The 24,698-nt window shown below is 38.8% G+C and carries 20 protein-coding genes; 18 read left to right on the forward strand and 2 right to left on the reverse strand.

Annotated elements, in window-relative coordinates:
* Positions 1–91 precede the first annotated feature (91 nt).
* The 10 genes from xylA (at position 92) to MKY06_RS09755 (ending at position 11,123) form a co-directional block, all read left to right on the forward strand.
* Positions 92–1,429, forward strand: coding sequence for a xylose isomerase (gene xylA / locus MKY06_RS09710; RefSeq protein ID WP_013056568.1), 1,338 nt, complete (start codon positions 92–94; stop codon positions 1,427–1,429).
* A gap of 58 nt (positions 1,430–1,487) precedes the next feature.
* Positions 1,488–2,990, forward strand: coding sequence for a xylulokinase (gene xylB, locus MKY06_RS09715; protein WP_013056569.1), 1,503 nt, complete (start codon positions 1,488–1,490; stop codon positions 2,988–2,990).
* A gap of 297 nt (positions 2,991–3,287) precedes the next feature.
* A complete protein-coding gene (gene xylE / locus MKY06_RS09720; protein WP_029321200.1) occupies positions 3,288–4,709 on the forward strand; it encodes a D-xylose transporter XylE in 1,422 nt (473 codons plus the stop codon).
* A 205-nt stretch (positions 4,710–4,914) separates the two neighbouring features.
* The gene (locus MKY06_RS09725) at positions 4,915–5,061 is read left to right on the forward strand and encodes a hypothetical protein (RefSeq protein ID WP_176524276.1); all 147 of its coding nucleotides are present in this window, start codon (positions 4,915–4,917) and stop codon (positions 5,059–5,061) included.
* A 382-nt stretch (positions 5,062–5,443) separates the two neighbouring features.
* Positions 5,444–6,382, forward strand: a complete 939-nt coding sequence (locus MKY06_RS09730) for a ubiquinol oxidase subunit II (RefSeq protein ID WP_098278556.1) — start codon at positions 5,444–5,446, stop codon at positions 6,380–6,382.
* 1 nt (position 6,383) lies between these two features.
* Positions 6,384–8,351: a cytochrome aa3 quinol oxidase subunit I gene (gene qoxB / locus MKY06_RS09735; protein WP_078081720.1), complete on the forward strand. Its 1,968-nt coding sequence runs from the start codon at positions 6,384–6,386 to the stop codon at positions 8,349–8,351.
* 1 nt (position 8,352) lies between these two features.
* Positions 8,353–8,952 (forward strand): cytochrome o ubiquinol oxidase subunit III, encoded by a 600-nt coding sequence (cyoC, locus tag MKY06_RS09740; protein ID WP_053487176.1) that lies wholly within the window; start codon positions 8,353–8,355, stop codon positions 8,950–8,952.
* Entirely contained in the window at positions 8,953–9,249 is a 297-nt protein-coding gene (cyoD, locus tag MKY06_RS09745; RefSeq protein WP_098449289.1) for a cytochrome o ubiquinol oxidase subunit IV, read from the forward strand.
* 147 nt (positions 9,250–9,396) lie between these two features.
* The gene (locus MKY06_RS09750) at positions 9,397–9,891 is read left to right on the forward strand and encodes a universal stress protein (RefSeq protein ID WP_029321208.1); all 495 of its coding nucleotides are present in this window, start codon (positions 9,397–9,399) and stop codon (positions 9,889–9,891) included.
* Between the two features lie 347 nt (positions 9,892–10,238).
* Positions 10,239–11,123: an SDR family oxidoreductase gene (locus MKY06_RS09755; RefSeq protein ID WP_013056577.1), complete on the forward strand. Its 885-nt coding sequence runs from the start codon at positions 10,239–10,241 to the stop codon at positions 11,121–11,123.
* A gap of 47 nt (positions 11,124–11,170) precedes the next feature.
* On the opposite strand, the gene MKY06_RS09760 is transcribed toward MKY06_RS09755, so the two are convergent.
* Positions 11,171–12,073, reverse strand: coding sequence for a COX15/CtaA family protein (locus tag MKY06_RS09760; protein ID WP_098449290.1), 903 nt, complete (start codon positions 12,071–12,073; stop codon positions 11,171–11,173).
* Between the two features lie 390 nt (positions 12,074–12,463).
* Here MKY06_RS09760 and MKY06_RS09765 point away from each other — a divergent pair, with 390 nt between their 5' ends.
* From MKY06_RS09765 to MKY06_RS09775, 3 genes are all read left to right on the forward strand, one after another.
* Positions 12,464–13,900, forward strand: a complete 1,437-nt coding sequence (locus MKY06_RS09765; protein ID WP_098278547.1) for an NAD(P)-binding domain-containing protein — start codon at positions 12,464–12,466, stop codon at positions 13,898–13,900.
* A gap of 37 nt (positions 13,901–13,937) precedes the next feature.
* On the forward strand, positions 13,938–14,264 hold the full coding sequence (locus MKY06_RS09770) for a Na-translocating system protein MpsC family protein (RefSeq protein ID WP_013056580.1): 327 nt from the start codon (positions 13,938–13,940) through the stop codon (positions 14,262–14,264).
* 255 nt (positions 14,265–14,519) lie between these two features.
* Positions 14,520–15,896 (forward strand): NCS2 family permease, encoded by a 1,377-nt coding sequence (locus tag MKY06_RS09775; protein ID WP_098278548.1) that lies wholly within the window; start codon positions 14,520–14,522, stop codon positions 15,894–15,896.
* A 79-nt stretch (positions 15,897–15,975) separates the two neighbouring features.
* On the opposite strand, the gene MKY06_RS09780 is transcribed toward MKY06_RS09775, so the two are convergent.
* Positions 15,976–17,310, reverse strand: coding sequence for an ArsB/NhaD family transporter (locus MKY06_RS09780; protein WP_057274839.1), 1,335 nt, complete (start codon positions 17,308–17,310; stop codon positions 15,976–15,978).
* A gap of 474 nt (positions 17,311–17,784) precedes the next feature.
* Here MKY06_RS09780 and MKY06_RS09785 point away from each other — a divergent pair, with 474 nt between their 5' ends.
* The 5 genes from MKY06_RS09785 (at position 17,785) to MKY06_RS09805 (ending at position 24,621) form a co-directional block, all read left to right on the forward strand.
* Positions 17,785–18,777, forward strand: a complete 993-nt coding sequence (locus MKY06_RS09785; RefSeq protein WP_035438909.1) for a thiamine pyrophosphate-dependent dehydrogenase E1 component subunit alpha — start codon at positions 17,785–17,787, stop codon at positions 18,775–18,777.
* Positions 18,778–18,795: 18 nt separating this feature from the next.
* The gene (locus MKY06_RS09790) at positions 18,796–19,830 is read left to right on the forward strand and encodes an alpha-ketoacid dehydrogenase subunit beta (RefSeq protein ID WP_029321219.1); all 1,035 of its coding nucleotides are present in this window, start codon (positions 18,796–18,798) and stop codon (positions 19,828–19,830) included.
* A 24-nt stretch (positions 19,831–19,854) separates the two neighbouring features.
* Complete coding sequence (locus MKY06_RS09795; RefSeq protein ID WP_340960622.1) at positions 19,855–21,084, forward strand: dihydrolipoamide acetyltransferase family protein; 1,230 nt, start codon at positions 19,855–19,857, stop codon at positions 21,082–21,084.
* 15 nt (positions 21,085–21,099) lie between these two features.
* A complete protein-coding gene (gene lpdA / locus MKY06_RS09800) occupies positions 21,100–22,479 on the forward strand; it encodes a dihydrolipoyl dehydrogenase (protein ID WP_098278551.1) in 1,380 nt (459 codons plus the stop codon).
* Positions 22,480–22,743: 264 nt separating this feature from the next.
* Entirely contained in the window at positions 22,744–24,621 is a 1,878-nt protein-coding gene (locus MKY06_RS09805; protein WP_098278552.1) for a sigma-54-dependent Fis family transcriptional regulator, read from the forward strand.
* The last annotated feature ends 77 nt before the right edge of the window (positions 24,622–24,698 follow it).

The raw sequence follows: 24,698 nt of genomic DNA on the forward strand, positions 1-24,698 counted from the left end.
AATAAAGTTAGTTTATTGGATAAACAAACTAACCGAATTAAGATAGTTATTGGATAAACTTGTTCACTTAAATCAAAGGGGGAAATGACAAATGGTCCAAACTAGTACTAATAAAATTAATTATTTTGAAAGCGCAAACAAAGTTTTATACGAAGGTAAAGATTCTAAAAATCCTTTAGCTTTTAAATACTATAACCCTGACGAAGTAGTAGGCGGTAAAACGATGAAAGATCAGCTGCGTTTTTCTGTTGCTTACTGGCACACGTTTACAGCAGATGGGACGGATCCTTTTGGTGCAGCTACTATGCAAAGATCTTGGGATAGATATGATGGAATGGATTTAGCAAAAGCGAGAGTTGAGGCAGCTTTTCAACTTTTTGAAACATTAAATGTTCCATTCTTCGCATTTCATGATCGAGACGTTGCTCCTGAGGGCAGTACGTTGCAAGAAACAAATAAAAATCTTGATGTTATCGTCACTATGATCAAAGAATACATGCAAACAAGTAACGTAAAGTTATTATGGAACACAGCGAATATGTTTACAAATCCCCGGTTCGTTCATGGTGCAGCTACTTCTTGTAATGCAGATGTATTTGCTTATGCGGCGGCTCAAGTAAAAAAGGGGCTTGAAACAGCAAAAGAACTAGGTGCGGAAAATTATGTATTCTGGGGCGGCCGTGAGGGATATGAAACACTGCTTAACACAAATTTACAGTTAGAGTTAGATAACTTAGCCAGATTTATGTATATGGCTGTAGATTACGCAACCGAAATTGGATATACGGGACAGTTTTTAATTGAACCTAAACCTAAAGAGCCTACGACACATCAGTATGATACCGATGCAGCAACAACTATTTCATTTTTAAGACAATACGGATTAGATAAATACTTCAAACTTAATCTAGAAGCTAACCATGCAACGTTAGCTGGGCATACATTTGAACACGAATTACGAGTAGCTAGAGTACAAGGCTTATTAGGATCAGTGGATGCAAACCAAGGTGACCCTCTTTTAGGCTGGGATACAGATGAATTCCCAACGGATTTATATTCTACAACGCTAGCAATGTATGAAATCCTGCAAAATGGAGGGCTGGGCAGCGGAGGATTAAACTTTGATGCCAAAGTACGCAGAGGTTCTTTTGAACAAGACGATTTACTTTATGCTCATGTAGCAGGAATGGATGCGTTTGCTCGAGGATTGAAAGTAGCGCATAAATTAGTAGAAGATCGTGTTTTCGAAAATGTTATCAACGAGCGCTACAGCAGTTTTAAAGAGGGAATTGGGCTTGAGATTGTGGAAGGAAAAGCTAACTTCCATACACTGGAGCAGTACGCGTTTAAAAATCCGAATATTGTGAATAAATCAGGAAGACAAGAACGATTAAAGGCTATTTTAAATCAATATATTTTGGAAGTTTAAAGGACAAACGAGAGTAGAAACAATTTCTACTCTCGTTTATAAACACGGAGGTATCAAGATGAAATATGTAATTGGAATTGATCTAGGAACAAGCGCCGTAAAAACGGTTTTAGTTGATACAAAAGGCGAGATTTGCGCTGTGGTTTCTAAAAATTATCCTCTCCTTCATGAAAAAACAGGGTATAGCGAACAGAATCCAGAAGAATGGGTTCAGCAGACGGCTAGTGCTTTAAATGAATTAATTGCTAACGCTAATATAAAACCCGAAGATATAGAAGGAATTAGTTATTCTGGACAGATGCATGGCCTTGTGCTGTTGGATGAAAACTATAACCTATTACGTAATGCCATTTTGTGGAATGACACAAGAACAACAGAACAATGTCATCATCTCTATAAAGTGATTGGAGAAAAACGTCTTTTAGAAATAACAAAAAACCAGGCTTTAGAAGGATTTACTCTTCCTAAGTTATTGTGGGTAAAAGAGTATGAACCGGAGATATTTGAAAAAACAGCTGTATTTATGCTGCCCAAAGACTATTTGCGTTTTAAGATGACTGGCTTTATTCATAGTGAATATTCAGATGCTGCCGGTACATTATTATTAAACATCAGCAAGAAAAAATGGGATGGTGAGCTTTGCCAATTAGTAGGAGTCAATATTAACCTTTGTCCGCCACTAGTCGAATCTAGTGAATGCATAGGCAATATTAGTGAATCGTTCTCTCAAAAAACGGGATTAGCTACTTCAACAAAAGTATTTGCAGGTGGAGCTGATAATGCTTGCGGAGCAATTGGCGCCGGCATTTTATCGCCAGGAGAAACACTGTGTAGCATTGGGACATCGGGTGTTGTTCTTTCTTATGAGGAACGAAACGATAGAGACTTTAATGGAAGAGTCCATTATTTTAATCATGGAAAAGAAAATGCCTTTTATACGATGGGCGTTACGCTATCTGCGGGTCACAGTTTAAGCTGGTTTAAGGAGAATTTCGCAGAAAAAGACACGTTTGAAGAATTGTTGGCTGACCTAAAAAATGTACCGATCGGCTCAAACGGCCTTTTATTTACCCCTTACTTAGTTGGGGAGCGTACACCGCATGCAGATGCTACGATTCGCGGAAGTTTTATAGGAATGGACGCCTCTCATAAAAAGAGAGACTTTACGCGAGCAGTTATTGAAGGTATTACGTTTTCATTAAGTGAATCAATTGAAATCTTTCGAGAAAGCGGAAAGGAAATTACATCTATTGTATCAATTGGCGGAGGAGCAAAAAATGATCATTGGCTTCAAATTCAAGCAGATGTTTTTAATGCAAAAATCGTAAAGTTGTCTACTGAACAAGGCCCAGCATTAGGAGCAGCCATGCTAGCAGCTTATGGCTGTGGCTGGTATAACTCATTGGAAGAGTGTGCAAACGTATTTATTACCTCTTCGAAAACATATTATCCTAACGCAGAACATGTACAAGTCTATAAACAGCTTTATGAATTATATAAAGAAGTCTACCTTCAAACAAACGACTTAAGTAAAAAGCTAGGCGAATTTAAAAGGAAGTAATAGATTGCAAAATATGCAACCTTACTTTAAAAAGGAGCTTCATATGAAAGTAGCTTGTATCAATTGATTATGGTTGTATATCGATATATCTGACACAAAAGGAAGTATAGAAAATGCTGTAGTAAGATTTGATTCAATAGAAAAATACGTACATTAGAGGGGAGGATAAGAGCAGTTAATCGAATGGACGAAGAAAATTTCTTTTGTGTTCCAAGAATTTGAAAACGCATTCAAATAAGTGCGAACTCAGTTAGAAATAGAACTTCTACTGTTACTCTTAACTGCTTTTAACAACGCATGAAACAAAATCGAAACTCATTATATATTTTTTCTATTACTTTAGTTGCCGCTATCGGGGGGTTACTGTTTGGATATGATACAGCTGTAATATCTGGAGCTGAAGAATCTTTAAAGGTGTATCTTATTGACAGCTTAGGGTTAGGATCTTTAGCACACGGTGTTACTGTATCAAGTGCTTTAATAGGATGTATTATTGGAGGATTGGTATCTGGTTATTTTGCGACGAAACTAGGACGCAAACAATCACTTATACTAGCAGCTATTCTTTTTATAGTCTCAGCGTTAGGCGCTTCTTATCCTGAGTTTTTATTTTTTACAAAAGGTGAACCGACACTCTCTTTGTTACTAGCTTTTAACTTCTACCGCATTATAGGTGGGATTGGCGTTGGCTTAGCATCAGCCATTTGTCCCATCTATATAGGAGAAATTGCACCGGCAGATATTCGCGGCAGATTGGTATCGTTCAATCAATTTATGATTATTTTTGGAATGTTAGTCGTTTACTTCGTGAATTGGGGTATTGCAAATGGGGAAACCTTAGAATGGATTAATGATGTAGGATGGAGATACATGTTTGCTTCAGGAGCTATTCCAGCTTTACTCTTTGCGGTACTCTTGTTTTTAGTTCCTGAAACGCCTCGCTACTTAGCTATACAGAATCAAGATCAAAAAGCTTTAGCTATACTAACTAAAATTAATGGGCCTTCAGAAGCGAAATCGATTTTAGATGATATTAAACAGACAATCACTACCAATGTTTCGTCTGAAAAATTATTGGCATATGGAAAATTAGTTATCGTTGTAGGGATACTGCTTTCTGTATTTCAACAGTTTGTAGGAATAAATGTAGCTCTATATTATGCTCCACGTATTTTTGAAAGCATGGGAGCAGCTAAAGATTCTTCTATGCTGCAAACGATTATTATGGGATTAGTAAACGTTATTTTTACAGTAATTGCAATTTTGACGGTTGATCGTTTGGGAAGAAAACCTTTATTAATAACAGGGTCTATCGGAATGGCCATTGGAATGTTCGGTGTAGCAAGCATGGCTTTTTCAAACATCATTGGTATAGGGACGCTTGTATTTATCATTATTTATACAGCTTCCTTTATGATGTCATGGGGACCAATTTGTTGGGTGCTCATTTCAGAGATTTTCCCTAATAAAATTAGAGGTCGTGCTGTAGCTATTGCCGTAGCTGCTCAGTGGGCGGCTAACTATTTTATTTCCTCTACATATCCCGTGATGATGGAATATAGCGGAGGATTAACATATGGTTTTTACGGTTTAATGAGTGTACTTTCTGCTTTATTTGTCTGGAAATTTATTCCTGAAACAAAGGGTAGAACTCTTGAACAAATGGAAAATATGTGGAGAAAAAAACAAGGGGCTTCAAAGAGTAAGAAGGCCATATAACCATTGAGCTTTTACTTAGAGGAAAGATGAATATAAAACTTTCAAAAACACCTAAACTATCCTTAGGTGTTTTTAATATGTAATCTTTATGAAGAAAGTGGATAGCTTTTTTAAAAGATATTGCTATAGTGATAAGTCTCTTTGAAAATAGAAATATAGTTTTCTTTATGAGGAGTGTTTCATCGTAAATATAAATAACGGTGCAATGAATTTACAAAAAATCTGGGGGCATCCGCTATATACGGAATATCCTAAAGAATTAAAGTATGATCATGCTTCATGGGTTCCCGCGTATCAAAATCAGAAAATGATTGATTGGATGTTTCAGCAGGTCAAACAAGCAAATCAGTAAGTGTTAAAGCTCAATACTTCATCTAGTACTTATAAAAAACTCTTTCAGTTAATAAAAACTGGAAGAGTTTTTTCTTTTATTAGGCTAGTCACAAGGCACCTTTTATCCCCTACATTTAACCAAATATGTGACGAAATTATGGTAAAGGTATTTAAAATAGATAAAAACCGATTTAAGTGTGATAAATATCACACCCTTTAACAACACAACATGATAATTTTTTAGGAGTAAGCAATATGTCATGACAAACTTCAATATGTTAGGAGGTTTTTAGCCTTTTGATCTGTTGAGATGCATCTCTAATATGAACGTTTATATACCATTATTATGTACAGAGATTTAGAGGAAGGGAGCCTGAGCTTAGGTGAGAAAGCAAAAATCAATGCATATTAGCAAGTTAATGATTCTCTCCGTATTCATCACAATTTTTTTAGCAGGCTGTGATAGTCGTTATTTGATTTTAAATCCGCAGGGGGCGGTGGCCCAAAAAGAATACCAGTTAATTATTTTTTCCATAATTTTATGCGCAATTGTTGTTATTCCTGTGTTAGGCCTGCTTGTATATATCGTTTTACGCTACCGTGATAAGCCTGGAAACAAGGCTCCGTATCGACCAGACTGGGACGATAGTAAGCGTCTGGAATTTATTTGGTGGGGCATCCCTATTATTATTATTGGCATTTTAGGTTTTGCTACGGCCAGAACAACGTATGACTTAGTGGATCCGCCGGAAAAAGATGTAAAGCCACTAACGATTGAAGTAACGTCTCTTGATTGGAAATGGTTATTTCAATATCCGGATCAAGATATTGCGACAGTCAACTATGTTGAAATTCCAAAAGATGTGCCCGTTCAATTCGTGCTAACGTCAGATGCACCTATGAATTCTTTTTGGGTACCGGAGCTGGGAGGACAATTATATACCATGCCGGGAATGGCAATGGGACTGTGGCTGCAAGCTGATCACAAGGGAGAATATTTTGGTTCAGGCGCTAATTTTACAGGTGAAGGATTTGCTCATATGAATTTTAAAGTTAAATCTACATCGACAAAAGAATTTAATCAGTGGGTAAAACAAGTGAAAGAAACCGCACCAGCTTTAACAAAAGCTGATTATAACAGTCTTGCCAAACAAGGTCTTTCCTTGGAAAAATCGTATTCTACTATTCCTAAAGGTTTATTCCAAGAAATTGTCATTAAAAACGGCGGTCAATATTATAGTCAGCATCACCATATGAAAAACGAAGACATGAAGACCATGAATGTGGCTTCTGATGAACAAACACATACACAGCACGAGCACCAGGAAGGAGGAAAATAAGTTGTTAGACAAATTAAAAGATTTTTCATCTCGTTTTTTTGTGACAGGGGAGCCGATGATTTATGGAGCAGATGTCGCCATTTTGTTAACACTAGCCGGTATTATTTTTGTTCTTACGTATCTTAAAAAATGGAAGTGGCTATGGCGTGAATGGCTCACAACGGTGGATCATAAAAAAATTGGAATTATGTATATGCTTTCTTCATTATTAATGCTGTTTCGAGGCGGAGTAGATGCACTATTAATGCGTATTCAACTAGCATTCCCTCAGTGGCATTTTCTAGATTCTAATCATTACAACGAAATTTTCACTACGCACGGAACCATTATGATTCTATTTATGGCAATGCCGCTTATGTTTGCGTTCTTTAACATTGTTGTACCGCTTCAAATTGGAGCAAGAGATGTCGCCTATCCTTTTTTAAACGCGGTAAGCTTTTGGCTATTTTTCTTTGGCGCCATGCTTTTCAATTTGTCGTTCGTAATCGGCGGCTCGCCAGATGCAGGATGGTTGAGTTATCCGCCGCTTTCTGGCATGCAGTTCAGTCCTGGACCAGGTCAAGATTTTTATATTTGGGGTATTCAAATATCAGGTATTGGCAGCTTGGCTTCCGGAATTAATTTTATTATGACTATTTTAAAAATGCGTGCGCCGGGCATGAAACTTATGCATATGCCGTTATTCACGTGGTCCGTTCTAGCAAGCTGTATTATTATCATTTTTGCGTTTCCTGTATTAACCGTAACGCTTGCTTTATTGTTTATTGACCGCTTCTTTGACGGACACTTATTTACTATGACCGGCGGAGGAAATCCGATGATGTACATTAACTTAATTTGGATGTGGGGACATCCTGAAGTGTATATTGTTGTACTTCCTGCATTCGGTATTTTTTCTGAAATCGTTGCCACGTTTTCTCAAAAGAAGATATTTGGCTATAAGTCTATGGTTTTTTCAATGATGATTATTAGCGTTCTATCGTATTTCACATGGGTGCATCATTTCTTTACGATGGGTGCAGGTGCTAATGTGAATGTGTTTTTTGCTATTACGACGATGGCTATCGGAATTCCAACGGGTGTTAAAGTGTTCAACTGGTTATTTACGATGTTCCGCGGCCGTATTCAAATGACGCAGCCAATGCTATGGACAATTGCTTTTATCCCGTGCTTTGTTGTGGGAGGAGCAACGGGTGTTATGCTTTCAGCAGCTCCCGCAGACTATCAGTATCATAATAGCTACTTTTTAGTTGCACACTTTCACCAAGTGTTAATTGGAGGCGTTGTATTCGGCTTTTTTGCAGGTTTGTACTATTGGTGGCCAAAAATGTTTGGCTTTAAACTAAATGACCGTCTTGGTAAATGGGCGTTTTGGACGTGGAATATTGGTTTTTATGTATGCTTCATGCCTCAATACGCATTAGGGTTTATGGGAATGACGCGCCGTATTTATACGTACGACTTTGACATGGGATGGGGACCGCTGAACGTTATCTCTACAGTCGGAGCTTTCTTTATGGGCATAGGGTTTATCTTTCAAGCATGGCAGATTCTTCATGGCATTAAGTACGGAGAACGAGATGTAACAGGGGATCCTTGGAATGGACGTACATTAGAATGGTCCATTCCTTCACCGCCGCCGCACTACAATTTTGCAGCGATTCCAACAGTAACGGGGCAAGATGCGTGGTGGACAATAAAAGAAGAAAGAAAAAAGAAAAAAGCGAAGGAAACAGCTGCTTTTTCTCCGATTCATATGCCTAAGAATTCAGGTATTCCATTTATCATGGCGGTTTTCTGGTTCATTGCTGGTTTTGGCTTAACGTTCCACTGGGTGTGGATGGCGATATTCGGTTTGACAGGAGTCGGAGCTTGTTTACTAGCTCGTTCTTTTCAATACAACTCGGACTATTATATTCCGGTGGATGAAATTCGACATATAGAAGATTCAGTAGGGAGGGTTGGCTGACATGGCTTATGCGACAGCGCACCACGAAGAACATCATGACGAACATGATGAAGGAATCACAGTTATGGGTTTTTGGCTTTTCCTCGTAACGGACTGCATCTTATTTGGAGCATTATTTGCGACCTATGCCGTTCTTGTTAATCATACTGCGAGTGGCCTTACAGGAAAGGAATTTTTTGAAGTTCCAGGATTTGTTTCTGAAACGTTTATCTTATTAACGAGCAGCTTTACGAGCGGATTAGCTGTGCTGAGCATGCACAAGGGAAAAATAAAGCCTTTAATTGGCTGGCTAATCGTAACTCTGCTTTTAGGTATGTGCTTTGTTGGCCTTGAAATTCATGAATTTCAAACAATGGTTCATGAAGGAGCAACCATTTCCACCAGCGCATTTTTTACAGCTTTCTATACGCTAGTTAGTACGCACGGGCTGCACGTTTCTGTCGGCATCATTTGGATGATTTCAATTACAATCCAATTAAAACGATACGGAATTACCTCTGTAACAAAGCGAAAAGTGACGATTATCAGCTTATACTGGCATTTTCTTGATGCTGTCTGGATCTTCCTTTACACGGTTGTGTATTTAATGGGGGTGATGTAGATGGAGAACCATGGGTCGTTAAAAGCTTATACAATAGGATTTATTTTCTCGATTATTTTAACCGTTATTCCTCTGATGCTCGTATTAAACCATGTATTTGCTAAAAATATATTACTAGCTAGTATTCTAGGAATGGCCGTGCTTCAATTTTTCATTCAACTGTTTTTCTTCATGCATATTAAAGACGGAGAGAAGCCCCGTTATAATGTGATGGCTTTAATACTTGGAATCGTTTTTGTTATTACGATTGTAGAAGGGTCGATTTGGATAATGACTTTTAACTCTCAAGTTCAATAAAAATGGAGCCGTGCACTACACACGGCTCCATTTTTATTAATTTCTCTACCTTGTGATAAAAATCACATACTTTCGTTTGCGTAAGAAGTAAAATAAAAGTGTAGCAAGGAAAGTTCTTTATAAACGAAAGACAAAGGAGAGATTATGATGAATATGGCTTATCGTAACATCCTCGTAGCAGTAGACGGTTCTGTAGAAGCAGAGTGGGCATTTAAAAAAGCAGTTAACAGTGCGAAAAAAAATAACGCTTATTTGATAGTTTGTCACGTTATCGACATACAGGCGTTAAGTCCATCACCTTATGCATTCTATACGGATACACGCTTTCAAGATGCAGAGAAATTTGCTGAAGAACTTTTGACCAACTATAGCAACCTAGCCATCAAAGCTGGAGTAACGAAAGTCGAGACATTAATTGAACACGGCTCCCCTAAAACAAAAATATCTAAAAAAATTGCTCCCGATAAGCACGTTGATTTAATTGTATGCGGTGCGACGGGGTTAAACGCCGTAGAGCGCATTTTAATTGGAAGCGTATCTCAACATATTTTACGCTATGCCAAATGTGATGTGTTAATCGTTCGCACTCCTAAAGAAGCCGAAGAAGAATCAAAGCCTTTACAAGTGGAACTAACAGAGTAGCAGGACAGAAGAGAAAGAAAGCTTATTGTTCACAGCAAAATACAAAGCTCTCACCATTTATTTAAAGAGGGGGGATAAATGTATTTTAGTTGAAAGAAGATCCGAACGAGGAATCGAATTCTTAATAGAGAATTCGACTCGTTGGGATTTTTTTATTGTGATGGTGAACGTAGGTTTCATGTATGCAGCTGTTTTTAGCTGTTGATTGAAGGGGAAGGGTAACGAAAGAAAAGTGAGGATAATAGAGCACATCAAACATGTTTACTAAAGAAGAGGACGGGAAGAACAAGTATATAGAAAACTTTTCCTTAGTTGGTTAAGGATTCATTCATAAAGGAGTGACGAATATGTCAAAACTAAATAATCCATTAACTCAATATTTCCATGAAGACTATCCAAAACAGTATCAAGAACCGCCCGGTGTACAGAAAGAAATGAACGTCATCCCGGACTGCGGGGAAAACAGTTACATAGGTGCAGGTAAATTAAAAGGCAGAAAAGCTCTTGTAACGGGTGGAGATTCAGGTATTGGCCGGGCAGCAGCTATCGCTTACGCAAGAGAAGGAGCGGACGTTGCGCTTAATTACTTGCCACAAGAGCAAGCAGATGCAGAAGAAGTACAAAAGCTTATTGAAGCAGAAGGAAGAAAAGCCGTTCTCATACCTGGTGATGTAGGCGAAGAATCTTTTTGCAAAGAGCTAGTAGAAAAAGCTTATAAAGAATTAGATGGTTTAGATGTTCTAGCGCTCGTAGCTGGCAAACAGCAGGCGGTAGAAGATATTGCTGATTTAGAAACGGACCAACTGCGCAAAACCTTTGAAGTAAATGTATTCTCTTTATATTGGACCGTAAAAGCAGCGCTGCCTTATTTACCGGCAGGTGCTTCTATTATTACCACAAGTTCTGTACAAGGCTATAGCCCAAGTCCTAATTTATTAGATTATGCAGCTACAAAGTTTGCCATTAACGGATTCACTCGCGGACTAGCCAAGCAACTAGCTCCAAAAGGTATTCGCGTCAACTCAGTTGCTCCAGGACCTATCTGGACGCCGCTGCAAATTTCTGGAGGGCAGCCAAGCGACGCTATTCCAGGTTTTGGACAAGATACGCCTTTGCAGCGCGCTGGTCAGCCGGTAGAGTTAGCAAATGTATACGTATTTTTAGCTTCAACGGATGCAAGCTACGTAACAGCTCAAGTTTACGGGATTACAGGCGGGATAGAACTAGCTTAACTCAAAAAAAACACGTGCAGTTATGAACTGCACGTGTTTTTTTGGTTTTATCGTCTTTTACCTTTTAAAGTCTGTACACAAATGTAGCTAAGCGTAGCGAATAACGCTGTAATAAATGCCGAGTGAGACAGTGTAGCAAAGACATTTAAACGAGACATGACAACAAAGATACCGCTGAATATTTGAGCAATGGTTAAAGCAACCGCAATGATGGACGCGTAATAAATATCACGGCGGGTTTCTTTATACTGTTTGATGGCAGATACCATAATCCAAATGATAAGAACAAACAGCACAAGAGCAGCAAATCGATGGGCAAAATGAATTCCTGTTGTTCCTGATAGCTTTGGAATAAGCGTATTGCCATAACAAGCAGGAAAGCTTGTACATGCTAAGCTTGCACCTTTGTGACGCACATATGCCCCTAAATAAATATCGCAGTAAGTAAACAGAAGCGTAAACCATGCGAGCCATCTAAATTTGCCTGTAACCGCTCCTTTAATAAAATGATCCGAACGGTCCTTTTGAATAACAAACATTGAAAGTAAAAATACGCCGGTAAACGCAATAAGCGAAAGACCGAAATGAAGCGCTAGCGCTTCAGCTGACTGAGGCCAAATAACTGCAGAAGCCCCGAGTAATGACTCAATAACGATAAATGCAATACTCATAATCGCTAAAATTTTCACTTCACGGTTTCTGCGGTAACGAATCCAAGCCCAAATAGAAAATGCTAAAACGAGAAGACCTGCAAATGCGGTAATCAAACGATGCGTATATTCAATCATTGTTGCTACCGCGTATTCGGGTATTAACTGCCCGTTACACAGCGGCCACTCGTTTCCACATCCTAATCCAGATCCTGTGGTTGTGACCAGACTGCCGGCAATCATTAAAATAAACATAACAATCGTTGTAAATATAGCTGTTATTTTAAATAAATTTCTCATACGTTGACTCCCTTTGCTGAGTTACTAATTATGACTATAGATTTGATGAATACGATAGTCAAGTAGTAGAGCGTAATTAACAAATAACTGTCACAAACTCGCACATGTTTACCTTAAAATTTATGTCAGAAAAGCTTTCTTCCTTAAACTTTCTAATGGTTTTTTCCTTTTAAACGATGTAAATATGCTTCCATACATAAGATATAAAAAAATTATATTAGTGATTTTATACAATTTGCAAAAAAAACTTTAGAGAGAATGGAGATACAATCATATTCCAAAAGTGATAATATAAATATAAATTAAATGATGTTATAAAACCTATCATTTTGTGTTAGGTATAAAATAAACTTTTATCACGGAGAAACTTTATTGAAAGGAGAGATAACAATGAGCTTAGAAGCTTTAAATAAAAGAGTGGAAACCGATCTTTCTTACCTTTCCTTCAGGAAACCAACAGAGGTGCAGCCAATTATCCCTAAGAGCGGACACGTATACGATGTAATCATTATTGGAGGAGGTCAAAGCGGTTTAGGAACGGCCTTTGGCTTGCTGCGAGAACGCGTGTCGAATATTCTTGTTATTGATGAAAACCGTTCGGGTTTAGAAGGTCCGTGGGAAACGTACGCGCGAATGATTACGCTAAGAACGCCCAAAAACTTAACGTCTATCGATTTAGGTATGCCTTCACTTACGTTTCAAGCGTGGTGGGAAGCACAATTCGGCTCAGAAGGCTGGGAAGCTCTTGACAAAATCCCAAGAGGAGACTGGATGAATTATTTGCGCTGGTACCGGAACATTCTTAACCTTCCTGTGGCAAATGAAATAAAATTAACGTTAATTGAGCCTGCAGAAACAGGTATCCATCGCTTGCATATTGAAGGGAATGGAGCCGTGTGTCCTACACTGATGGCACGTAAAGTTATACTAGCTACAGGAATTCAAGGAGGAGGAGAATGGCATGTTCCACCTATGATTTCTGAAAAATTGCCGCCTCATCTTTATTCTCACACTTCACAAACCATTGATTTTACTACGTTGAAGAACAAAAAAGTAGCTGTTTTAGGAGGAGGAGCTTCCGCGTTTGATAACGCCAACTATGCGCTTTCTGAAGGGGTTGCTGAAGCTCATGTATTTGTTCGACGAAAAGAACTTCCCCGTATTAATCCAATCAGACAAATGGAAGCTTCAGGAATGATTGAACGTTTCCATGCTCTATCAGATGCTGAAAAATATGAAGTGATGGCTCATTTTTTCGAATACAATCAGCCGCCTACGAATGATACATTTGGACGCGCTTCCTCATGGCCAGGTTTTCATTTGCACGTACATGCCCCATGGCTCAACGTCGAGGAAAAACACGACAAAGCAGTTGTAACCACTCCTCAGGGAACGTTTACGTTTGACTATTTAATTATTAGCACCGGACTTCTAACAGATCCGGCTCTGCGTCCAGAATTGCAACTTGTTGAAAAACACATCGCCCGCTGGAACGATCATTACAAAGCACCGCATGAAATTGCCAACCCAGTATTGGATGCCCATCCTTACCTTAGTAACGGCTTTGCTTTTTTAAGTCGTAATAGGGAAGGTCAAAAAATGGTATATGGCCTTTTTGCTTTTAATTATTCCGCTTTAATTAGCTGTGGAATTTCTGCATCCGCTCTTTCAGGGCTAAAATATGCGATACCAAAGCTCGTCTCAGAAGTCGCCAATCAGCTTTTTATTGATAATCGCCATGAGAATTTAACCAATTTCTTTGACTATGATGAGCCTGAATTTGTCGGCAGCTGGTCAAAGGACAATAATCAAGCGAAAACAATATAGCAAAAACATATTTTTAACAATGAAAAAGGTGAAGCATATGGAGCCGATCTCTAAAAAGAAGATAGCTACTTTGTATACTCAAATTAGCCAAGAAATTTTTAATGTAGGCGTGAATACTCAAAAAATAGATATTATTGATAATAAAATTCTTATACTAGCTCAATCAAAAAGAATGCCGGCACTAGAAGCACTTAGTGAAGAATATAGAGAATTAGTGATGTCTCTTGATGCCGCTTTGTCGACTAAATATAAAAAAATGCTAAAGCAAAAAGTGGAGCTTTTATTTGATATCCAGGTCACTTCTTTATTTAGAGACTATGATCCTGTTACAGAGAATTCTTGTACGGTTATTTGCTTTAAATAACTTCTCTATATAAATTGCAAAACGTTCGATGAAATCGTTTGTTGTGCAAAACACGTAAAAGACGGATGCTTATCTTCTGTTTACAGAAGCAAAGAGCCGTGAAGATAGAAGGATTCCCTTCTGTTTTCACGGCTCTTTTTATAGATATTTTCATAAAAAAGAGAGGGGGAATGGTTAAAAACACACTGTTTTATAGAGGAGTTGTAAAAGCGAGTTAAAAGAAGATGAATCGAAAATTAAAGGAGTGAAAAGCAAGTGGCGATAAATGAAAAAGTTGAAACTCAGCATATGGAACTAATAAAAAAATCAGCACCTAACCCTTCATCGTTGGATAAGCTGTTTCATTTAACCGAACGCAAAACAGATGTAAAAACAGAAATTCTTGCTGGAATTACTACTTTTGTGACGATGAGCTATATTATCTTTGTTAATCCGACGATTTTAGCAGATGCAGGCATTCCAAAAGAAGCGGCAATTGCGGCGACGATTTTTGCCACTGTCTTTGCAACTCTTTTGTTTGCATTATGGGCGAACATGCCTATTGCAGTAGCACCAGGAATGGGGCTAAACGCTTTTTTTACGTATACAGTGGTATTGGGTGAAGGGTTGACGTGGCAAACAGGTTTAGGAGCCGTATTTATTTCAGGGGTTGTATTTTTTATTTTAACCATAACAGGCTTACGCAAGAAGATTATTGAAGGGATACCCGCTATTTTAAAAAGTGCTATTTCTGTTGGAATCGGTCTTTTTATTGCTTTTATCGGTTTTAAGCAAGCAGGAATTATTGTAAGCAACAAAGAAAATTTAGTAGCCCTTGGTCAGCTTACAAAACCGGGCCCATTACTTGCTTTATTAGGTTTTATCGCGGTAACTGTATTAACTGCTCGAAAAATTAAAGGAGCTGCCCTGATTAGCATTTTGCTAGTATCAATTGCCGGGATGATGCTGGGCATAGTAGAAGCACCAAAAAGCATCAGCAGCGTGGTGTCGTTTTCAATGCCGAGCATATCGGAAACTTTTTTACAAATGGATATTAAATCTGCTCTTCATTACGGTCTTTTCTCTATTATTTTTTCATTTACACTTGTGGAGCTATTTGATAATTTAGGATCGATGATTGGATTATCTAAAAAAGCTGGATTAATGGATGAAAAAGGAAAAATCAAAGGGTTAGATAAAGCGCTTATGGCAGATTCTCTTGCGACTGTAGCCAGTGCTGCTATGGGATCTACCGCAATGAACGCGTATGTAGAAAATGCTGCGGGAATTGCAGAAGGAGGCAAAACGGGCCTTAAAGCACTGGTCGTTGCCATGTTGTTTTTAGTGAGCATTTTATTTACGCCATTAATTAGCATTATTCCTGCTTTTGCTACAGCGCCTATTTTAATTATGGTTGGAGCTCTCATGTTAACAGAAATCAAAAACATTCCTTTAGACGAGATAACAGATGCTGTGCCTGCTTTTTGTACCATCATTTTGATGCCGTTAACGTTTAGTATCGGCGAAGGCTTAGCGCTAGGGTTTTTATCTTATACATTCGTTAAATTGTTAGCCGGCAGGGCAAAGGAAATTCACTGGATTATGTACATCATTAGCGCCGCTTTTATTATCAACTTCGTCTGGGCTGCTTGAGGCATGTATTTACAGTAAAAAAGACTTCTCAGCTGAGAAGTCTTTTTTACTGTTCGCGTAGATTTTAATTTTTCTTCCCTTACAGAAATAAAAGATAGCGAAGGAAAATATATAACGTTGAAATTAAAAGAGATACGAGCGTGATTGGAGCTCCAATTTTCAAAAAATCCATAAACGAAAATTTATGTCCTTTTTTTACAGCCATGCCAGCTACAATTACATTGGCAGACGCTCCAATTAACGTACCATTTCCTCCCAAACATGCTCCTAGAGCCAGTGACCACCATAGTACACTGATTTGAGCAGAATCAGGGCTCATTCCCATTCCATGAGCCATATCTTGAATAAGTGGAATCATTGTAGCAACAAAAGGAATGTTGTCAATAACAGCTGAAGCAATTCCGCTAATCCACAAAATGAGATAAGCTGACAGTGCGATATTGCCGTCTGTAACGTTTAACGCGCCTGCAGCCAGCTTTTTAATGATGCCTACATCGATTAATCCCCCGACAAGAATAAACAAACCAGCAAAGAAAATAATGGTTGTCCATTCAACAGAATCAAACGCACTTTCTACTTCATCATGAGTTCTTAATCCAATTACCAATAATACAGCTGCACCTGTAATAGCTACCATAGCGGCATCAATATGTAAAACGGAATGCAGGGTAAAACCTAGAATCGTTAAGACTAATACAGTTAACGATTTTTTCATTAAAACGGAATCTTGAATATAATCTTTTTCATTTAAACTCATTAGCTCTTGCTTTTTACTATCTTCTACTTTTAACTTTTTACGATAGATAAGAACAAGAATCCCCAGCGTAACAACACCGATAATCAGTACTGCAGGAGTTAAATTTAATAAAAAAGCATTAAAATCAAGGTGAGGGTTCGCTGCCCCAATCATAATATTAGGCGGGTCGCCTATTAAAGTTGCCGTTCCTCCAATATTTGAAAACAGCACTTCTGATATAAGAAAGGGAAAAGGATTAATATTCAAAATAGTAGTGATGGAAAATGTAACGGGAACAATTAATAACACGGTTGTTACGTTGTCTAAAAATGCTGATCCGACGCCTGTTAAGATTGATAAAATAACTAGAATTCGAACAGGATCACCTTTAGCGATTTTAGCAGACTTGATGGCTGCGTATTGAAACACGCCTGTTTTGTTTGTAATGCCGACTAAAATCATCATACCCATAAGAAGGACAATCGTTTCCCACTGAATGTGTTCCATAATGGCCTTATTAAAGTCAACAATACCTAACAAAATCATCAATATAGCACCTAAAAGAGCTGCCGAAGCGCGATTGATCTTTTCGGTCATAATCAAAAAATATGTAATGATAAATATAATAATGGCTGCGTATACATGAAAACTTGTAATGTGTTGAATTGCATTGTGCATAACAGTAACCTGGCGATATGTCATCTAGACATCACGAAGTGTAGATGACAAAAACTTTGGATGTTTTCCAGGTTTTCACCTCATCTTTCATCGTTTAATTTACATCCAACTTTACGGTAAAACTTCTATAAAGCCTGTTTTGCTTTAACCAACCTCCTTTAGGAGCTTTAGTATTCTTCAAAATGAAGACGATTCCTTCAGCATTATATCATATTTATATAAAAGCTTTCTTGTTGATTATCCAATGCGATTTTCATCTCGCACGCTTATTATGCACCTTAAATTCAGTTTACATAATTGTTTCCTCTAAGATTGGACAAAGTTAGACAAAGTTGGAACAGTGTCCAATTTTGTCTAACTTTATGAGGCCAAATACAACAATAGATTGCTAGTATGAAGCGATTTTACTATTGGCACGGTACTTGCAATAGTAGTTAAGTGAAGTTTGATAATCAAATGAGGAGGCTTACCATAATGAAAACTGCTCAAAACAAAACAGAAAAGCTTACGAAAGAAAAAGCCAGCTGGATGTATCAGAAAATGGTAGAAATTCGAAAGTTTGAAGATGAAGTACATCAAATTTTCGCAAAAGGGGTACTGCCTGGTTTTGTTCATCTGTATGCAGGTGAAGAAGCGGTAGCGGTTGGAATGTGCGCTCATCTTAATGACAGTGACAGTATTACGAGCACTCATCGCGGACACGGCCATTGTATTGCTAAAGGCGGCGATTTAGATGGCATGATGGCGGAGCTTTTTGGAAAGGTAACGGGGTTAGGCAAAGGAAAAGGCGGATCCATGCATATCGCGGATTTAGATAAAGGAATTTTAGGAGCAAATGGAATTGTAGGAGGAGGATTTCCGCTTGCATGCGGTTCTGCTTTAACTGCTAAGTATAAAAAGACAAAAGATGTAAGCGTTTGCTTTTTTGGAGACGGAGCAGGCAATGAAGGGACGTTTCATGAAGGAATTAACTTAGCAGCCATTTGGAAACTGCCGGTTGTTTTTGTTGCTGAAAATAATGGCTACGGAGAGGCAACTCCATTTTCTTATGCTTCGAGCTGCAGTGCGATTGCAGACCGTGCCGCATCTTATAACATTCCAGGGGTAAGGGTAGATGGGAAAGATGTGATGGCAGTTTATGAAGCAGCTGCAGAAGCTATTCAACGAGCCCGCAGAGGGGAAGGTCCAACGTTAATTGAATGTGTAACGTATCGAAATTACGGACATTTTGAAGGTGACGCACAAACGTATAAATCAGGAAATGAAAAGAAAGAACATCTCCAGGAAAAAGATGCTATCGCTCTTTTTGAAAATTACTTGCTTTCAGAACAAGTAGTAACAGAACAAGAGCTTAGAGATATTGATGGTGAAGTAGAAAAAGCAGTAAAACACGCAGTTGAGCTAGCAGAAACAAGCGATTATCCTGATGCTTCGGAACTATTAACGGATGTTTATGTATCTTATTAATTAAAGGGGGAAAAGAAAATGACTAGAAAATTAAGCATGTCTGAAGCTATTAACGAAGCTATGAAACTAGCGATGCGAAAAGATGAGAATGTGGTTCTTTTGGGAGAAGACGTAGCTGGCGGAGCGGAAATTGACCACCTGCAAGATGATGAGGCGTGGGGCGGGGTCCTTGGAGTTACGAAGGGACTTGTACAAGAATTTGGACGTGAACGAATTCTTGATACGCCTATTTCAGAAGCAGCTTATATAGGAGCTGCAATGGGAGCTGCAGCTACAGGGTTAAGGCCGGTTGCAGAATTAATGTTTAATGACTTTATTGGCTGCTGTTTAGATCAAGTGCTGAATCAAGGCGCAAAATTTAGATACATGTTTGGAGGAAAAGCTGAAGTGCCCGTCACGATTCGGACAACCCATGGAGCTGGATTTAGGGCTGCAGCTCAGCATTCTCAGAGCTTGTACGCCTTATTTACTAGCATTCCTGGCATTAAAGTAGTAGTGCCTTCTAACCCTTACGATGCAAAAGGGTTATTGTTAGCAGCAATCGAAGACAATGATCCGGTTATCTTTTTTGAAGACAAAACATTGTACAACATGAAAGGAGAGGTTCCTGAAGGCTACTATACGATTCCGTTAGGGAAAGCTGACGTGAAACGCGAAGGAACAGATTTAACCATTGTAGCAATTGGAAAACAAGTAAATACTGCACTTGCGGCAGCAGATCAATTATCTCACAAGGGAATTGACGTAGAAGTAGTCGATCCGCGAAGTCTATCACCTTTTGATGAAGAGACCATTCTTTCGTCTGTAGAAAAAACGAATCGATTAATTGTCATTGACGAAGCCAATCCAAGATGCAGCATAGCAACAGATATTGCTGCGCTAGTTGCTGATAAAGGATTTGACATGCTTGATGCACCTATTAAACGAATTACAGCACCACATACACCTGTGCCGTTTTCGCCTCCATTAGAAGATATTTATCTGCCAACCCCGCAAAAAGTAATTGAAGTTGTATCGGAGTTACTAGGAGATAAATCGCTTCTAAGCGTGTAATTAAAGAAAAGGAGGAGGAAGCAAATGGCTGCAGAGGTTGTAATGCCAAAACTAGGTATGGCAATGAAAGAAGGAACCGTTTCGACGTGGAACAAAAAAGTTGGAGACTCCGTTTCAAAAGGAGATATGATTGCAAGCATTAATTCTGAAAAAATCGAAATGGATATTGAAGCGCCGCAGGACGGTGTGATTCTTGATCTTCTTGTACAAGAAGATGTAGGAGTGCCTCCTGGAACGATTATCTGTTATGTTGGAAAGCCAAACGAGCAGCTCACTGAGCAGAACCGTTCAGCAAATGAGCTGCAAGCGCCTAAAAACGAGGTAGCGGCTGCTATCTCTTTAGAAGAGCCACCAGCAAACACAGCTTCATCAAAAAAGAATAAAGAAACTGTGCGCATTTCACCAATTGCACGGAAAATAGCAGAATCTGAAAACATTAATATTGAAACGATTCAAGGCACAGGACCAAAAGGAAGAATCACCAAAGCAGATGTAGAGAAAGTGCTGGCGGAAAGAGCTTCAGAATCGAGTCACCAAACGGTAGAAAGAGATAACCCCGCTATAAACAAAGAAACGCTTCCAGTAGCGGGCATGAGGAAAGTCATTGCAAGTCGAATGCATAACAGTTTATTAAACAGTGCCCAATTAACGATTAATATGAAAGCTGACGTGACGGATTTGCTGTCTCTTCAACGAGAAATTAAAGATGTGACCCAGCAACGCCATAAGGTGAAGATATCTCTAACTGATTTTATTGCTCGCGCTGTTGTTCTTTCACTTCAAGAACACAAACAAATGAACAGTGCCTATATTGATAACGAAATTCAACTCAATAACCATGTTCATCTTGGAATGGCCGTAGCTTTAGAAAATGGGTTAGTTGTTCCTGTTGTGCAGCATGCTGAAAAGATGTCGTTAGTTGAATTAGCTACAGAGATCAAAACACGAGCAGCAGATGCTCGGCAAGGTCAGCTGAGCACTGATAGGATGCAAGGTTCTACATTCACTATTACTAATCTCGGTGCTTACGGAGTAGAGTATTTTACACCTGTATTAAATCCGCCTGAAACAGGAATTCTTGGTGTTGGAGCTACTGAAGATGTACCGATGTATAAAGGAGACGAATTACAAAAAAGAAACTTGCTGCCTTTAAGCCTGACGTTTGATCATCGCGTACTGGACGGAGCACCTGCAGCTAATTTCCTTGGAACTATTAAACAATACTTAGAACAGCCTATTTTACTACTCTTATAGAAAGGGGTGCATTCCGTGAAACCTTTAGTTGTGATTGGCGGCGGTCCAGCAGGATATGTGGCGGCAATCACTGCCGCTCGGCAAGGAAAACAAGTTACGTTAATCGAACAAAAAGATTTAGGTGGAACCTGTTTAAATGAGGGCTGTATGCCAACAAAGTCGCTATTAGCAAGCGCGGAAGCCTATGAGAAAATTAAGAAAGCTGAGCAATTCGGTATCACTATTCCTTTAGAACAAGTGAAAATTAACTGGGATGGCGTTCAGCATCATAAAACAACCATTGTTAAAAACTTGGTCAGGGGAATTGGCTATTTGATGAAAAAGAACAGTATTAAAGTCATAAAAGGAGAAGCTTCTTTTTTGACAAATCATCGTCTATCTGTGCGAAACGAAAATCACGTAGAAGAGATAGAGGCTGAACAGTTTATTATTGCTGCGGGTTCAGAACCTGCTAGCCTGCCATTTGCTCCTTTTGATGGAAAGTGGATCATTCACAGTAAACAAGCAATGTCGCTGCCTGCTATCCCTTCAACTCTTCTAATAGTAGGCGGGGGTGTAATTGGATGTGAATTTGCAAGCATTTACAGCCAAATGGGAACAACAGTAACGATTGTGGAAGCGGCAGATCAGCTGCTTCCTGGTGAAGATGCCGACATCGCATTTACGTTACAGGAAGAATTAGAGAAAAAAGGCGTAGCAATTTATACATCCTCTTTGTTAACAGAAATGCAGCCAGAAGATAAAACAGCTCTATTTAAACATAAAGAGGAGCTGCATGAACTGCAAGCTGAGTATGCATTAATTTCAATTGGAAGAAAACCTAGAGTGCTAGGTTTGGGTTTAGAACAGGTTGGCGTACATTTTTCAAAACAAGGAATTGATGTTAATGAGCATATGCAAACGAATATACCTAACATCTATGCTTGTGGAGATGTAGTTGGCGGAATTCAGCTTGCTCATGTAGCCTTTCATGAAGGCACAGTTGCTGCTTTACACGCATGCGGAAAAGATAAGAGCGTAAATTACCGAGCTGTACCCCGCTGTATCTATACCCACCCTGAAATTGCAAGTGTCGGTATGACAGAAAAGCAGGCTCGCAGCGAATACGGCGATATTCGCGTCGGAGAATTCTCGTTTACGGCAAACGGCAAAGCGATGATTGCCAATGAGTCCGTTGGAAAAGTGAAAGTAATCGTAGAACCGCAGTTTAATGAAATTATTGGGCTTTCCATTGTAGGTTCACATGCTACAGAATTAATTGGACAAGGAACCATTATGATGCACGGAGAGTTGACCACAGATATAATGGAAGACTTTATCGCTGCCCACCCTACATTATCTGAAGCCATTCACGAAGCTCTTTTGCAGTCGGCGGGTCAGGCCGTTCACTCCTGATTACGCAGGTGCCCAAGTTATTAAACTCTTTGAGGATGAAAAGTAAAAATGAATGATTCAAAAAGATAACTAGAGGATGAAGGAATCACGGAAGCGGTATAGGAGTTTTCCTGCATCCTCGTCTAGTTTCTTTATTAATTTTTACATAACGTGAGTTTAAAAATCTATCATTTGGTAATGATAACGTTTTCTTTGTGATTTATAATAATGATAACAAGCCTTGATTTACTATATTCAATTAAGTTTATAGGGGAGAGGTAAGAAATGGAATCCACACTTTCTTTAAACACATGGAAGCGTTTTGTAAACGAAGGAGCACTTGAATCTTCAAGGTTAAACGACATTATTGTAAAGTCATGGCACCGCTGTAAAAGCGCAGATGTTAATCCTTACCTAGATAAAGGCAGATCGATTTTAAGAAATGAAGCCTTTCATTCTCGAAAACAAATGAACTCTTTATTTCTTGAGACGGCTTTGCCGCACTTAGAAAGAATCAGACAATCAGCGGCGGACTTAGGAATGGTTGCTTTATTAATTGACCCAGAAGGCTATATTTTATCTATTACAGGAAATAGACTTACATTGAATGAAGCAAGGAAAATTAATTTTGTGGAAGGTGCCTGTTGGACAGAAAAAGAAGTAGGCACAAATGCAATCGGTACGGCTCTGCAAACGGAAGAGCCCATTATGATAACGGGTACAGAACATTATTCAATTGCTTCGCATCAATGGAGCTGTTCGGCAGCTCCTGTTCGAAATGACGAGGGAAATTTAATTGGGATTATTAATATTTCTTGTCCTGTAAACAGAGCTCACCCTTATACACTTGGAATGGTTACGTCCATTGCTTATACAATTGAGCGGGAGTTAAGCATTCGAATGCACAAAGACGAAATTGAGTTGGTTCACGCTTCTATGAATTTTGTTGATAGCAAACAGCTCTTGCTTCTTTGCAATTACAAAGAAGTGATTGTGGGAGCAAGCAAAACCGTTCGGGAATGTATACCAAAATGGTCAGGCCTGCAGTTAAATACGATTGTACAACAGGGATTTCGTATAGTGATGGAAGTGCCTGTCATTTCAAAGAGACACGGTCATTCTATTGGAAAGATTATTTATCTATCAGAAGAAGCGCACCATAACCAAACAACTACACAGATCCCTGCTCAATCATTTTCTTTTAAAGGAGAAGCAGGCATAAGCCGTTCCTTTCAGCAAACACTAGAAGAAATAAAGCATGCGGCTCCTACGGATACAACGGTCTATATTTTAGGGGAAACAGGTACTGGAAAAGAAGTAATAGCTCAAACAATTCATGAAAACAGCTCGCGTAAAAACGGGCCTTTTATTGCTCTTAATTGTGGTGCTATTCCGAAGGAACTTATGGAAAGTGAATTATTTGGCTATGTAGAAGGAGCGTTTACAGGAGCACGGCGTCAAGGATATCAAGGAAAGTTTGAGCAGGCTAATCACGGTACGATTTTTCTTGATGAAATAGGTGAACTTCCTCATTCTATGCAAGTTTCTTTGTTAAGAGTATTGCAAGAGCGCAAGGTAACGCCTGTTGGAAGCAATCAGGAAATTCCGGTAGACATCCGGATTATTACCGCTACTCATCGAGATCTTCGTCAACTTGTCAGTGAAGGGAAGTTTCGAGAAGATTTATATTACCGGCTTCACGTGTATCCCGTGCATGTTCCGCCTTTGCGAGAAAGGAAAGAAGATATTCCACATCTGATGCGCTACTTTTGTCAAAAGAATGCTTGGAATATGAATTTCTCCAAAGAGTTAGTAGATAAATTAATAGATTATCAGTGGCCCGGCAATATTCGAGAATTATTTAATGTACTTGAACGCTTGAAGATCTCGCTTAAAACAGAAACAGAAAAAGAGAGGATATTGAATTATTTAAGTTCTTTAAATCTTGGCGGTCAGAAGAGCATCTCCCACTTTGATACTTCACAAGAAATAGAAGAAAATGATTTTACGTCCTTACCCGCACTCACATTTCGTGAAAAAGTTCAAAAAGACTTAATGATGGATGCTTTACGTAAAACGCAGGGAAATGTGTCACTTGCCGCTAAGCTGTTAGATATACCAAGAAGTACATTTTATAACAGATTAAAAAGATTCAATTTGTAAGCTAAGAGTTTTTAGCTGTTTTAAATTTTTAAATAAGGATAGGAGCTGAGTAGAATGAAAGCATTAAGATGGCACGA

The organism is Priestia sp. FSL P4-0332 (assembly GCF_038005845.1).
In the GTDB taxonomy this organism is placed as follows: Bacteria; Bacillota; Bacilli; order Bacillales; family Bacillaceae_H; genus Priestia.